Genomic DNA, 13,595 nt, shown 5'->3' on the forward strand with positions numbered 1-13,595 from the left:
AGCAGGAACCGCGGGGCCCGCGGTTCCTGCTTTATGTTCCTGCCTTAGGCCTAGACCTGGGCGGCTACGCCGTCGCGGGAGATGTCAACCATGTCCTCGCGCGGCACCACCTTGATGCGCTCACGCTTGACCTCGACGCCGTGGGAGCCGCCGGCGTCGGTGGCTGCAGCGCCGAGGGCCAGCTCGTGGGCGTCCAGCGCCAGCCAGCCTTCCCAGCTGGTGAACTTCACGCCGCGCGCGTCGAGGAGTTCGGTGACGGCGTCCTCTGCGGGTGCCTCGGCGACCGGAAGGTTTGCGCGGTCTTCCAGCAGGTACGTGACGGTCTCCAGGGCGTCACCCTTGGTGTGGCCGATCAGGCCCACCGGTCCGCGCTTGATCCAGCCGGTGGCGTAGAGGCCCGGCACGTGCTGGCCGTCGGCATCCAGGACGCGGCCGCCGTCGTTCGTTACCACGCCCTTCTTGTGGTCGAACTCGACGTCCGGCAGGGCGGAGCCGAAGTAGCCGATGGCGCGGTAGACGGCCTGCACCGGGTAGTCCACGTACTCGCCGGTGCCGCGGGCGTTGCCGGTGCCGTCCAGCTCAGTGCGCTCGAACTTCATGCCGGCCACCTTGCCCGGCGTTTCGGCGTCGTCGTAAATCTCCACCGGGCTGTGCAGGAAGTGCAGGTGCAGCCGGCGGGAGGCCTTGAGCTCCGAAAGGTCCTCGGGCTGCTCGGCGATCCAGTTGGTGAGGGTGCCCACCATGGTCTTGGTCTGGTTGTTCGTCTGGATCTGGCGGTCCGATTCCTCGTCGAACTCGAAGTCCTCCGGGTACAGGATGATGTCCACGTCCTTGGAATGGGACAGCTCGCGCAGCTCCAGCGGGGTGAACTTAACCTGGGCGGGGCCGCGGCGGCCAAAGACGTGCACGTCGGTGACGGGCGATGCCTTCAGGCCGGCGTAGACGTTGTCAGGGATTTCGGTGACCAGCAGGTCGTCCGCGTGCTTGGACAGGACACGGGCCACGTCCAAGGCCACGTTGCCGTTGCCGATGACGGCGATTTCCTTGGCGTCCAGGGGCCACTCGCGGGGCACGTCCGGGTGTCCGTCGTACCAGGAGACGAAGTCGGCGCCGCCGAAGGAGCCCTCCAGCTCGACGCCGGGGATGTTCAGGTCCGCATCCTTGATGGCGCCGGTGGCGAAGATGACGGCGTCGTAGTGCTTGCGGAGGTCCTCGATGGTGAGGTCCGTGCCGTAGTCGACGTTGCCGAAGAAGCGGATGTCGCCGCGGTCCAGCACCTTGTGCAGGGCGTTGACGATGCCCTTGATGCGGGGGTGGTCCGGGGCCACGCCGTAGCGGATCAGGCCGTAGGGTGCCGGGTAGCGGTCAAAGAGGTCGATGCTGACGGTCAGCTCGCCGCTCTTGACGGCTTCGCTCTTGGTGAGGATGTCGGCGGCGTAGACACCGGCCGGGCCGGAGCCCACGACGGCGACGCGCAGCGGACGCGCAGCAGATCCTACGGTTGTGCTGGATGACACGGCTGTGTTCCTTTTCTTCTGCATCTATTGCTGAGTACTTGTCGTTTTGAAGGCTCATAACGGCCGATACGGAGCAATCGATGGGTTTCAGGTGGTGAGGGCGGTCTTGCGGGGGCGGTTCGGGGTGGTGGTGCTGTAGTCAGCGGTTTTGAAGTGCGACGGCGCGAACGGGCTCACGCGCACCACGTCACCGATGACAATCACGGCAGGATTTGCGACGCCGGCCGCCTGGGCCTGGTCGGCGATGGAACCGAGCGTGCCGATGGTGACGCGCTGGTCCGGCAAATAGCCGTTTTCCACGATACCAACAGGGGTGTCGCTGGGGAGGCCGGCTTCGCCCAGCGCGGACGCGGATTCGCGGAGCTGGCCCACTCCCATGAGCAGGACGATGGTGTGATCTGCCCGGGCAGGAACCTCGGAGAGTTCCTCGTGGCCGGTGACCACGCTGAAGCCCTTGGCCAGGCCGCGGTGGGTGACGGGAATGCCTGCTGCTGCGGGTACCGAGATGGCAGATGTTACGCCGGAGACCACCTCAACCTCGACGCCGTGCTGCCGGCAGTACTCGGCTTCCTCGCCGCCGCGTCCCAGGACGTACGGGTCGCCGCCCTTGAGCCGGACCACGCGGTGGCCGTTGAGGGCTTCCTCCACCAGGACGCGGTTGATTTCGGCCTGCGGCACGGGGTGGTGGCCGGGGGTCTTGCCCACTTCGATGACGCGGACGTCGGGGGCCAGTTCGTTCAGCAGTTCGCGGGGGCCCAGGCGGTCAGCGACGACGACGTCGGCCTGGCCCAGGAGACGGCGGCCCTTGACCGTGATGAGGCCGGTATCGCCGGGACCGCCACCAACCAGCGCCACGCTTCCCTGGTGCGCGCGGCGGCGGCGCAGGGGAAGGTCTCCGGTTTCGAGGGCGGTGGCGACGGCGTCGCGGACGGCCATGGCACGGCGCGGGTCTCCCCCGGCGTTGACGGCGATCTTGACGTCATCCACCACGGCCACAGCGGGTGTCCAGGCGGCGGAAGCTTCATGGTTGGAGGCGTTGACGCACCACACCCGCTGGCCCTCGGCGTCGGCCGACACCTGGGCGTCCACCTCCGGTGCGCCGGTTGCGGTCTGGACGAACCAGACGCCGTCGATGTCGCTGGAGCGGTAGGGCCGCGCTTCCCAGGTGACCAGGCCGGCGTCGGCCATCTCCCGCAGCGCAGGCGAGGCAACCGGAGCCACGACGGTCACCACGGCACCGGCGTCGAGCAGTCCCTTGGCGCGGCGGGCTGCAACGGGGCCGCCGCCCACCACCAGCACGGGGCGGCCGAGCAGCCGCAGCGCCGTGGGGTATATGTCCTGAATTGCCATGAATCAACGGTAGGGCGGCGTCACATTGGCCCACAAAGGGTCAGCAACACCAGTTCACGTAAGGTAACGCTGCGTCACAAAGAATCTGCCGTGCAGCGGGCGTGACGCATTTGCGGGACTTTCAGGGCCTTCTGGCCGGGCGCGCCCTGCAAAATCAGGGGGCCAGGGCCCTGGCGGGGCTAAAAGTGACGCAAACGCGTCAGGGAACGGCAAAGCCCGACGGCGGGAGGTCGCAGTCGGGCTCTTGGGTGCCTTTGGAGGGGGGGCCGGGTCAGCGGGTGCTGCCGGCCAGGAGGCCGCGGCGGCGCAGGAGCCGCTTCTCGATGGGCCCGAAGACCAGCAGCTCAATGAGGATGCCGACGCCGAGGATCAGCAGGATGGCGGCCATGACGATGGTCATGTCGGACAGGTCCCGGCCCTGGTCCAGCAGCGAGCCCAGGCCGAAGCCGATCGTGCCGCCCACGGCAATGATTTCCGCCGCCATCAGGGAACGCCAGGAGAAGGCCCAGCCCTGTTTGAGGCCGCTGAGGTAGCCGGGCAATGCGGCAGGAAGAATCACCTGCAAGGCCATCTGCAGCCGGGACGCACCCAGGACGGTCCCCACTCGGCGGTACTGCGGCGGAATCTGGTCCACGCCGGAGATCAGTCCGTTGATGATGGACGGAATGGCTCCCATGAACACCACGAAATAGACGGTGGCGTCGGTGAGGCCGAACCAGATGATGGCGGCGGGAACCCAGGCCACGGACGGCAGGACCTGAAGTCCGGAAATCAGGGGTCCAAAGGCGCGGCGCAGCGGTGCCACCTGGGCCAGCAGCAGGCCCACGGGAGTGGCAATGGCCACCGAAATCAGGAAGCCCACCAGCCCACGCTGCAGTGATGTCCAGACGGATTCCTGGAGTTTACCCTCATTCCAGAGGACTCCCATCTGGCCCAGCACGTCCAGCGGGCCCGGAACCAGGTCGCGCCGCTTCACACCGAGCGAGACGTAAAACTGCCAGACGAGCACCAGGACCACCAGCGCGGCCACTGGCAGGAGGATCCGGCTCCAGTCGACGCGGTGCTTGCGGTCGGCGTCGGACTGCAGCGAGTCCAGGCCGGACTCAAGCTCCCGGAGGTCCTCATTGCCCGTGGACGTCCGCGTCAAGGCGGCATGCACGTGCTCGCGGGTTTCGGTCACCTCGGCGAGCGGCGTCGGGTTACTTGGCATGGCGGCGAATCTCCTCCCGCAGCCGGGCGGTGATGACCCCGGTCAGCTGGCCGGCGAGCCCGGCGTCGGTTCGGTGTTCCTCGGTGACGTCCCATTCCTGGACCACGCGTCCGGGGCGGGAGGACAGCAGCAGGACGCGCTGGCCCAGCCGGACGGCCTCGCGGACATTGTGGGTCACGAAGACGATGGTCCGCCCGGTTTCCTTCCAGATGCGTTCCAGCTCGTCGTGCAGCAAGTCACGGGTGATGGCGTCGAGGGCGGCAAAGGGTTCATCCATGAGCAGCAGCTGCCGGTCCTGGGCCAGGGAGCGGGCCAGGGATACGCGCTGCCGCATGCCGCCGGACAGTTCGTGCGGGCGCTTGTCCCCGGCGGACCCCAGGTGCACCAGTTCGAGGAGTTCCTGGGCCTTGGTGCGGCGTTCGGCCTTGCCCACGCCACGCAGTTTCAGGGCCAGCTCGATGTTCTCCCGGGCGGTGAGCCACGGGAACAGTGCCGCGTCCTGGAACATGAAGGCGGCGCCGTCGCTGGGTACTTCCAGGGCGCCCGACGTCGGCGCTTCCAGTCCCGCGATGATGTTCAGGAGGGTGGATTTGCCGCAGCCGGAGGCACCAAGGAGGGCAACGAACTCGCCCTGCTTGATGTTGGCGTTGACGTCGTCCAGTACCGGGGCGCCGTCGCCGAAGCGCTTGCCCAGGTGTTCCAGTACGACTGGCATGGTGGCGTCCTTATGTAGTGGTGGGGGTCAGTCCCGGCCGAGGCCGGCTGCCGAAATCTTGCCGGCGCCGGTGACCTGGTTGAGCGCGGTGAGGTCGAAGAGGCCGTTGATGTCGGCTTTTTTGGTGGTGCCGGCGTCCACACCGTCCTGCAGCAGCTTGGGATAGCTGCCGGCCAGCGGGTCGAGGGTGAAGGTGATGTTGGCAAGGGAACGGTTCAGCACATCAGCCGGTAGTGCGGCCCCGGCGGATTCCTGCAGGGCTTCATTGACCAGTTTGGCTTTCTCGTCAGAGGGTGCCGAGTTGAGCCACGCGACCGACTTGGCATGCCCGGCCAGCAGCGCCCTGACCGTGTCCGGGTGGTCGGCAGCAAACTTCTGGTTCACGATCAGCACGGTGGTGGGGAACTCGCCGGGCTTGCCGGTGCCGCTTCCGTCCCACAGGTCCTTTTCGTCCACCAGCACCTTGGCTCCGGCCTGGAGCACCAGGCGTGACGCCCACGGCTCAGGCAGCCACGCGCCGTCGAGCTTTCCGTCCTGGAACAGCTTGAGGGTTTGGGCGTTGTCCGTGGGGTTGATGGCGACGTCGCCGCTGCCGTCAACGTTGGTTCTGTAGCCCTGTTTGGTGAGCCACGCGCGCAGGGCAACGTCCTGGGTCCCGCCCAGCTGCGGCGTTGCCAGGGTCTTGCCCCGCAGGTCCGCGGCGGAGGTGATGCCGGGCTTGACCACCAGCTGCGCCCCGCCTGCCGCGGCTCCGGCAATCACGCGCACGGACTGGCCCTGGCTCTTGGCGAACGAGTTGATGGCCGGGTTGGGACCAATGTAGGCGGCGTCGATGGCACCTGCGTTGAGCGCCTCAATCGCTGCCGGTCCCGCATTGAAGGTCTCGGAGCTGAGCTTTGTGCCGCCCAGCGCCTCCGCCAGGAACCCCTTGCTGATGCCCACCAGGGCCGGGGCGTGCGTGACGTTGCCGAAGTAGCCGAGTTTCAGTTCCGCGGCCGGGGTGGGTTCGGCGGCCTGTGCCTCGGTGTTGCGGGAGATGTTCGAGGCAACAATGGCCCCGACGGCGATCAGCAGGACCAGCCCTATGGCCAGGGCAGCCTCGAAGGCGCGCCTGCGCGTAGGGACCGCGCTTTCGCCTGCCACGATGCGGGTCATCCCGGGCTTGGAACTAGTCATTGTTTCACCATAGGGAGTGGCCCAAACCCGTTCAATGAAGCGGAAACGGGGGGTCACGCACGTTCATCCGGCGTCACATTTCGCCGCACGGCCGCCCGGTTTGGCAGATTCAGTTGCCTTTGACGTTGACCAACTGCCGCAGCTTGTGCCGCACCGTGACCAGGTCCGCGGCGTCCTGCATGACCTGGTCGATCGGCTTGTACGCGGCCGGGATTTCATCGATGAAGGCCTCCGACGCCCGGAACTCGATCCCGCGCATGGCCCGCTTCAGCTCCTCCAGCGTGAAGGTTTTCCGGGCGGCGTTGCGCGAGTACTCACGCCCGGCCCCGTGCGGGGAGGAGTTCAGGGACGCAGCGTTGCCACGGCCTTCCACAACGTACGACGCCGTCCCCATAGATCCGGGGATCAGTCCGGGATCGCCGGGGGCGGCTTTGATGGCTCCCTTGCGGGACACCCAGACCGGCTTGCCGTAGTGCGTCTCCTGCTGGGTGAAGTTGTGGTGGCAGTTGATCCGTTCGAGCTCCCGGACCGGCCCGCCCACCCAGCGGCTGAACTGGGCAGCCACCCGGTCCATCATTTCCTCCCGGTTCAGCAGCGCGAAGTGCTGGGCCCACCGCAGCTCGGCAATGTACCGCTCGAACTGGGGCGTCCCTTCGTCCAGGTATGCCAGGTCCGGGTCCGGCAGGTAGACCTGGTTCTTCCGGCTCACATGTTGGGCCACTCCGATGTGGTGCTGGGCAATCCTGTTGCCGATGCCCCGCGAGCCCGAATGCAGGAAGAGCCACACGCCGTCGCCCTCATCCGCGGAGATTTCGATGAAATGGTTCCCCGAGCCCAGGGACCCCAGCTGCAGCTCCCACTTGGCAACATACTGGGCCGGGTTGAAGCCGGCCTTCGCCGCCCGCTGCTTCAGCTCGGCGATCCGCGGCTCCGCGGTGGGCAGGACCTGCTTGTTGTTGTGCCCGGCGGACAGCGGGATGACCCGCTCGATGTCCTCCCGCAGGCTCTTCCGGTCTTTCGGCAGGTCCTGCACGGAGTACTGGGTGCGCACCGCAATCATGCCGCAGCCGATGTCGACGCCCACCGCTGCCGGAATGATGGCGCGCAGCGTGGGGATGACGGAGCCCACTGTGGCCCCCTTGCCCAGATGCGCGTCCGGCATCAGTGCCAGGTGCGGGTAGATGAACGGCAGTCCGGCCGTCATGACCGCCTGCTCGCGGGTCTTGTCATCCAGGATGGACGCCCAGTTGAGCAGCTTCGGGCTGATGGTTTCCACGTGCCGCCTCCTGCTTCGATCACCAGGGCTAGGGTAAGTCCTAGGCTAACCCGGGCTTCGAAAGGAGATGCAGCAATGGTCAGCGTCCAGACGGACATCCACATCGACAGGCCGTGCGCCGAGGTGGCCGGCTTTGCGGCGGACCCGGAGAATGCGCCCCGGTGGTACGTCAACATCCACAAATCCCAGCGGCTGGACGGCGGCCCCCTCCGCCCGGGTTCCAAGGTGGCCTTCACGGCGAAGTTCCTGGGCCGCGAGCTCAACTACACGTACGAGTTCGTGGAGTACGTCCCGGGCGAAAAGCTGGTGATGCGCACCGACCAGGGCCCGTTTCCCATGCAAACCACCTACACCTGGACGGACGACGGCGGCGGGACCCGGATGACGCTCGGCAACAGCGGGAGCCCCTCGGGTTTCTCGCGGCTGGCCGGACTGGTCATGGAACCGGTGATGCGCCGCGAGAACCGGAAGGACCTGCAGCGGCTGAAATCGATCCTTGAGGGCCGGCGATAGCAGCCTCTTCTTAACGCGAAATCGCCGGACTGCTGCGGGATAGCCGTAGTGATCCGGCGAACCCGCAGCATTCCGGCGATTTGGGCGACGACTAGATCGAGTACCGCTCGTCCTCGTGGTCGCCGGGGTGGTCCTTGACCAGGCCCGCGGCCAGCGTATTGCCGTCCAGCGGATCGATCACCAGGAACGCGCCCGTGCGGCGGTGGTGCAGGTAGTTCTCCAGCGGCAGCGGGGCGGCAAGGCGGAGCTGCGCGTGCCCGATGTCGTTGAGCTCCAGGCTGGACGCGCCCTCGAGCTTGAAGGTGGCCAGGTCCAGCTTGCCGGAGACGCTGCGGACCATCGCCTGCACGGTGCGGGTGCCGTGCTTGACCAGCACCTTCTGGCCCTCGCGGAGCGGCTTCGGGGACAGCCAGCACAGGGCCGCGTAGAGGTCGGCGGAGGCTTCGCGGACAGTGCCGGCAGCGGCAATGGTGTCACCGCGGGCCACGTCGAACTCGTCGGCCAAGCGAATGGCTACCGACTGGGGGGCGGCAGCTTCCTCCAGGGACTTCCCGGCGAAGTCGATGCCCACCACGGCGGTGGTCCTCGGCGACTGGCCCGGCGTGAGCACGGACACCTGGTCCCCTACCTTCACGGACCCTTCGGTGATCTGGCCTGCATACGCGCGGTAGTCGCGGTAGGCCTCCACGTTCAGGCCGGCGGCCACGGCGTCGGGAGCCAGGGCTCCCTGGGGCCGGACGACCAGCTGCACCGGGAAGCGGAAGCTTTCCAGGTGGCTCTCGAGTTCGTCCGCAGCGGGCAGGGTTTCGAGGACCTCCAGCAGCGCGGGACCCGTGTACCAGGGGGTGCGCTCCGAGCGCTCCACCACGTTGTCGCCGTCGAGCGCGGAAACGGGGATGACCAGCAGGTCGCTGATTCCGTCGGATCCTAGGCCCAGTTCGCGGCCCACCTGCTGCACGTCAGCCTCGATACCGCGGAACACGGATTCGCTGAAGTCCACCAGGTCGATCTTGTTCACGGCCACGATCACATGCGCAACGCGCAGCAGCTGCAGCACGGACAGGTGCCGGCGGGTCTGCTCCAGGACACCCTTGCGGGCGTCGATGAGGACGACGACGGCATCCGCAGTGGAGGCGCCGGTCACCGTGTTCTTGGTGTACTGCACGTGCCCGGGGCAGTCGGCCAGGATGAAGCTGCGCTGGTCGGTGGCGAAGTAGCGGTAGGCCACGTCGATGGTGATGCCCTGTTCGCGTTCGGCGCGCAGGCCGTCGGTCAGCAGGGCCAGGTCGATGCCGCCCTTCTCGCCACCGAAGCCGCGGTCGGCAGACGTGCGGGCGACGGCGTCGAGCTGGTCAGCCAGGATGGCCTTGGAATCGTGGAGGAGGCGGCCCACCAAAGTGGACTTGCCGTCGTCGACCGACCCTGCCGTGGCGAACCGGAAGAGCGTGGTGGGCAGGGCTGTTTCCAGGCCACCGGCGGAGCCGGACAAAACAGTTGCGGTGGTCATTAGAAGTACCCGTCCTTCTTGCGGTCTTCCATGGCGGCCTCGGAGATGCGGTCATCTGCACGGGTGGCGCCACGTTCGGTGAGGGTGGACGCGGCGACTTCCACCACGACGTCGGACACGGTGTAGGCGTTGGATTCGACGGCGCCGGTGCAGGACATGTCCCCAACGGTGCGGTAGCGGACGGTCTTGGTGATGACCTCTTCGCCGTCGCGGGGCTGGGACACTTCACCCACCGCGCGCCACATGCCGTCACGGGCGAAGACCTCGCGCTCGTGGGCGTAGTACAGGCCGGGCAGCTCGATGTTCTCACGCTCGATGTAGCGCCAGATGTCCAGCTCGGTCCAGTTGCTGATGGGGAACGCACGGACGTGCTGGCCCACGGTGTGGCGGCCGTTGTACAGGTTCCAGAGCTCGGGGCGCTGGTTGCGCGGGTCCCACTGGCCGAACTCGTCCCGCAGGCTCAGGATGCGCTCCTTGGCGCGGGCCTTGTCTTCGTCGCGGCGGCCGCCGCCGAACACGGCGTCGAACTTGTTCTGCTGGATGGCGTCCAGCAGCGGGACGGTCTGCAGGGGGTTGCGGGTGCCGTCGGCACGCTCGGCCAGTTCGCCGCGGTCGATGAACTCCTGCACGGAGCCCACCACCAGCTTCAGGCCCAGCCGCTCCACCGTGCGGTCGCGGAAGTCGATGACTTCGGGGAAGTTGTGGCCGGTATCCACGTGCAGCACGGGGAACGGAACCTTGCCCGGCCAGAACGCCTTGGTGGCCAGGTGCAGCATCACCACGGAGTCCTTGCCGCCGGAGAACAGCAGCGCAGGCTTCTCGAACTCGGCAACAACCTCGCGGATGATGTGGATGGCCTCGGACTCGAGGGTGTCCAGGCTGGACAGGCGCGTGGATACGGCGGCGTCAGTCACCTGGGTCTCCTCGGTAAGTGAAGTGCTCATACGTGTAGCCCGCATTCTGTCTTGTCGGATCCTGCCCAGCGGCCGGCGCGGGGATCCTCGCCGGGTGCCACTTTGCGGGTGCAGGGCTGGCAGCCGATGGAGGGGTAGCCCTGGGAAAGCAGCGGGTTGACGGGCAGGAGGTTGTCGTCGGAGTACTGGACCAGCTGGTCGAACGTCCAGGCGGCCATGGGATTGACCTTGACCAGGCCGTTCTTCTCGTCCCACGAGACCAGCGGCGTGTTGGTCCGGGTGGGGGCTTCGTCGCGGCGGACGCCGGTGAACCAAAGTTCGTAGCCGGCCAGGGTGCGCTGCAGCGGGGCCACCTTGCGGAGGGCGCAGCACTGGGCGGCGTCACGGGCGAAGAGGTCCTTGCCCAGCAGCCGGTCCTGCTGCTCCACCGTGTTCTCGGGGAGCACGTCCACCACGTTGACGCGGAGGTTCGCGGCCACCTCATCGCGCGTGGCGTAGGTTTCCGGGAAGTGGTAGCCGGTCTCCAGGAAAAGGACGTCGACGCCGGGCATCTGGTCTGCCACGAGGGCGGGCAGGACGGCGTCGGCCATGGAGCAGGCGACGGCGACGGCGGGCAGTTCGAAGTTGCGCTCCACCCAGGCGATCACGTCGCGGGCGGGGGCGTCCCAGCCGAGTTCGGCAGCGCCGGCTTCGGCCAGGGCCTTGAGCTCCTCCACGGGGCGCTTGGCGGGTGCGGGTGCCAGGTGTTTCGCCATTACTGGAGTGCCTCCTCGTCTGCTGCGTGGGCCCATTCGGCGAAGGTTTGGCCTTCGGCGCGGTCGGCGACGAAGCGGCGGACAACGCGCTCCACGTAGTCGGGCAGGTCGTCCACGTACACCTTCAGGCCGCGGACGGTGCGTCCCAGCCCTGCTTCCTCGCGGTCGTTGGAAGCCAGCCCGCCGCCCAGGTGGACCTGGAAACCCGGGGAGGGGTCGCCGTCGGGCGTTGGCAGCATCATGCCCTTCAGGCCGATGTCCGCCGTCTGGATGCGGGCGCAGGAGTTGGGGCAGCCGTTGATGTGCAGCGACAGTGCCTGCGGCAGCTGGCCCGAGCCGGCGAGGTCGGCCAGGCGGCGTTCCAGCTCGGCCACGGCGGTTGCGGCGGTGTGCTTGGTCTCCACGATGGCCAGCTTGCAGTACTCGATGCCGGTGCAGGCGATGGTGCCGCGGCGGAACACGGACGGGCGGGCGGACAGGCCCAGGGCATCCAGCTCGGCCACCAGGGGCTCCACGTGGTCCTTCTCGACGTCCAGGACCACGAGCTTCTGGTGCGGGGTGGTGCGCAGCCGGTAGGAGCCGCGGGCCTCGAGCGTGTCCGCGAGCTTGACCAGACCGGAGCCGGAGAGGCGGCCGGCCAGCGGGGTGGCGCCGATGAAGAACTTGCCGTCCTTCTGCTCGTGCACGCCAATGTGGTCGCCCGGGGTGGTCGGCTTCGGCGCGGCGGGACCGTCGGCCAGCCTGTAGCCCAGGTATTCGTCCTCGAGGATCTGGCGGAACTTCTCCGGACCCCAGTCGGCCAGCAGGAACTTCAGGCGGGCCTTGGTGCGCATGCGGCGGTAGCCGTAGTCGCGGAAGATGCTGGTGACGCCCAGCCATACGTCCGCTGCCTGGTCCGGCTGGACGAAGGCGCCCAGCCGCTTGCCGAGCATCGGGTTGGTGGACAGCGCGCCGCCCACCCACAGGTCGTAGCCCACGCCCAGTTCGGGGTGCTCAATGCCCACGAAGGCGCAGTCGTTGATCTCGTGCACCACGTCCTGGCTGGGGTGGCCGGTGATGGCGGTCTTGTATTTGCGCGGCAGGTTGGACAGCAGCGGGTTGCCGATGAACCGCTCCCCCAGCTCCTCGATGAGCGGGGTGGGGTCGATGATCTCGTCCTTGGCAATGCCGGCCACCGGGGAGCCCAGGATGACGCGGGGAACGTCACCGCAGGCCTCGGTGGTGGACAGGCCAACGCCTTCCAGGCGGTTCCAGATTTCCGGAATGTCTTCGACGCGGATCCAGTGCAGCTGGATGTTCTGCCGGTCGGTGAGGTCGGCGGAGTCCCGGGCGAAGTCCACGGAGATCTGGCCGATGACGCGCAGCTGTTCGGTAGTGAGGGCGCCGCCGTCGATGCGCACGCGGAGCATGAAGTACTTGTCCTCGAGCTCGTGCGGCTCAAGGGTTGCGGTCTTGCCGCCGTCGATCCCGGGCTTGCGCTGGGTGTACAGGCCCCACCAGCGGAACCGGCCGTGCAGGTCCTGGCCGGGGATCGCGTCGAAGCCCTCTTTGGCGTAAATGGTTTCGATACGCTCGCGCACGTTAAGGCCGTCGTCTTCCTGTTTCCAGGTTTCGTTGGCGTTCAGGGGCGTCTTGCCGTCCACTTTCCACTGCCCGTGCGGCTTCGCAGCGGGTCGTGACGGGCGGGCGGGGCGCTTGGCGGCAGCGGAGTCCGCAGACGCTCCGGCTAGAGCTGTATCAGTCATGCATCGACTGTAGGTCCCGCCCGAATCGCGTCACAAAGGCCCGGAAACGCTAAGTCACCTAGGGAAATATTTCGTCACGAAACGCCGGACGGCCTTGAAGAAGCCACCCTCCTGTGCATTTGCTGGCGCTTCCGCGGGGGCCGCCGCAGCCGGTTCCCGGGGTGCTGCTGCGGGCGCTTCGTTCATCTTTGCGACGGCGGCGTCGTACCTGTCCAGCGCGATTTCCGCGAGCACCGGGGACGGCAGCAGGGGTTCGGTCACGACGTCGGCCCCCGCCTTGGCCAGCTGGTCGTGGAAGAACCCCGGTGCCAGGAGGTAGGAGGCAATCACCACGCGGCCGCCGACGTCCACAGCCCCTGCGGACTCCCCCGCCCCGGCACCTCCTTCCAGTTCCTCACGAAGCATCGCGACGGCGTCGGGCACTGACGGTTTGGCCGAGGCACCATAGGCGGCCACCATCCGGTTGGACCGCAACTCGCGCAGCTGGCCCAGCAGTTCCTCGACGCTGACGGCGGCGTTGGGGTTGGAGGAGCCCGCCGCGGCCAGGACGATCACATCGTTGTCCGTCACGCCGGCCTCGCGCAGCCGCTGGTCCAGCAGTTTGGCCAGCCGCGGGTCGGGGCCCAGCGGCGCGGCGGCCGCACTGCCCGGACGGCTCTTCACGGCCCGGGCGATGTCCACCTTGACGTGGTAGCCGACGCTCAGCAGCAAGGGAACCACCACGGCGGCCTCCCCCTCAGGCAGGCCCGCCACCACATCCACCAGGTCCGGCTGCTGGACGTCCACATAGGCTTCCCGGACATCAAGGCCCGGCCGCAGTTCAGCAATGGCGGCGCGCAGGGCATTGACCTCCGCGGCCCCCTGTGTGTTGGACGTCCCATGGGCACAGGCAATCATGATGGGGCTGTTCATAGGGG

12 protein-coding genes are annotated in these 13,595 nt (G+C 67.7%); 1 reads left to right on the forward strand and 11 read right to left on the reverse strand.

Annotated features, from left to right (window positions below; translation table 11 throughout):
• Positions 1–50: 50 nt before the first annotated feature.
• The 6 genes from ACR65J_RS04770 to ACR65J_RS04795 all read right to left on the reverse strand — a co-directional run bounded on the left by ACR65J_RS04770 (position 51) and on the right by ACR65J_RS04795 (position 7,244).
• Complete coding sequence (locus tag ACR65J_RS04770) at positions 51–1,517, reverse strand: FAD-dependent oxidoreductase (RefSeq protein ID WP_440166524.1); 1,467 nt, start codon at positions 1,515–1,517, stop codon at positions 51–53.
• A gap of 87 nt (positions 1,518–1,604) precedes the next feature.
• Entirely contained in the window at positions 1,605–2,867 is a 1,263-nt protein-coding gene (gene cobA, locus ACR65J_RS04775) for a uroporphyrinogen-III C-methyltransferase (RefSeq protein ID WP_440166526.1), read from the reverse strand.
• A 271-nt stretch (positions 2,868–3,138) separates the two neighbouring features.
• Positions 3,139–4,077, reverse strand: coding sequence for an ABC transporter permease (locus ACR65J_RS04780; protein ID WP_440166528.1), 939 nt, complete (start codon positions 4,075–4,077; stop codon positions 3,139–3,141).
• A complete protein-coding gene (locus ACR65J_RS04785; protein WP_159631168.1) occupies positions 4,067–4,792 on the reverse strand; it encodes an ABC transporter ATP-binding protein in 726 nt (241 codons plus the stop codon). Before ACR65J_RS04785 ends, ACR65J_RS04780 begins: the two co-directional genes overlap by 11 nt.
• A 27-nt stretch (positions 4,793–4,819) precedes the next feature.
• Positions 4,820–5,947 carry an ABC transporter substrate-binding protein gene (locus ACR65J_RS04790; protein ID WP_440166673.1) on the reverse strand — a complete coding sequence of 376 codons (1,128 nt, stop codon included), beginning with the start codon at positions 5,945–5,947 and terminating at the stop codon, positions 4,820–4,822.
• Between the two features lie 130 nt (positions 5,948–6,077).
• On the reverse strand, positions 6,078–7,244 hold the full coding sequence (locus ACR65J_RS04795) for an RtcB family protein (protein ID WP_440166530.1): 1,167 nt from the start codon (positions 7,242–7,244) through the stop codon (positions 6,078–6,080).
• A gap of 75 nt (positions 7,245–7,319) precedes the next feature.
• Here ACR65J_RS04795 and ACR65J_RS04800 point away from each other — a divergent pair, with 75 nt between their 5' ends.
• Complete coding sequence (locus ACR65J_RS04800) at positions 7,320–7,757, forward strand: SRPBCC family protein (protein ID WP_440166532.1); 438 nt, start codon at positions 7,320–7,322, stop codon at positions 7,755–7,757.
• Positions 7,758–7,848: 91 nt separating this feature from the next.
• Here the strand turns inward: ACR65J_RS04800 and ACR65J_RS04805 are convergent, their stop codons facing one another.
• Genes ACR65J_RS04805 through ACR65J_RS04825 form a run of 5 tightly spaced genes read right to left on the reverse strand, consistent with a single transcriptional unit; the run spans position 7,849 to position 13,590 of the window.
• Complete coding sequence (locus ACR65J_RS04805; protein ID WP_440166534.1) at positions 7,849–9,264, reverse strand: sulfate adenylyltransferase subunit 1; 1,416 nt, start codon at positions 9,262–9,264, stop codon at positions 7,849–7,851.
• Positions 9,264–10,208 carry a sulfate adenylyltransferase subunit CysD gene (gene cysD / locus ACR65J_RS04810; RefSeq protein WP_018769004.1) on the reverse strand — a complete coding sequence of 315 codons (945 nt, stop codon included), beginning with the start codon at positions 10,206–10,208 and terminating at the stop codon, positions 9,264–9,266. Before cysD ends, ACR65J_RS04805 begins: the two co-directional genes overlap by 1 nt.
• Positions 10,205–10,933, reverse strand: a complete 729-nt coding sequence (locus ACR65J_RS04815) for a phosphoadenylyl-sulfate reductase (protein WP_440166536.1) — start codon at positions 10,931–10,933, stop codon at positions 10,205–10,207. Before ACR65J_RS04815 ends, cysD begins: the two co-directional genes overlap by 4 nt.
• Entirely contained in the window at positions 10,933–12,678 is a 1,746-nt protein-coding gene (locus ACR65J_RS04820; protein ID WP_440166539.1) for a nitrite/sulfite reductase, read from the reverse strand. The genes ACR65J_RS04815 and ACR65J_RS04820 overlap by 1 nt, the downstream gene beginning before the upstream one ends.
• 54 nt (positions 12,679–12,732) lie before the next feature.
• Complete coding sequence (locus ACR65J_RS04825; protein ID WP_440166541.1) at positions 12,733–13,590, reverse strand: sirohydrochlorin chelatase; 858 nt, start codon at positions 13,588–13,590, stop codon at positions 12,733–12,735.
• Between the last annotated feature and the right edge of the window lie 5 nt (positions 13,591–13,595).

Source organism: Arthrobacter sp. SAFR-044 (genome assembly GCF_059414985.1).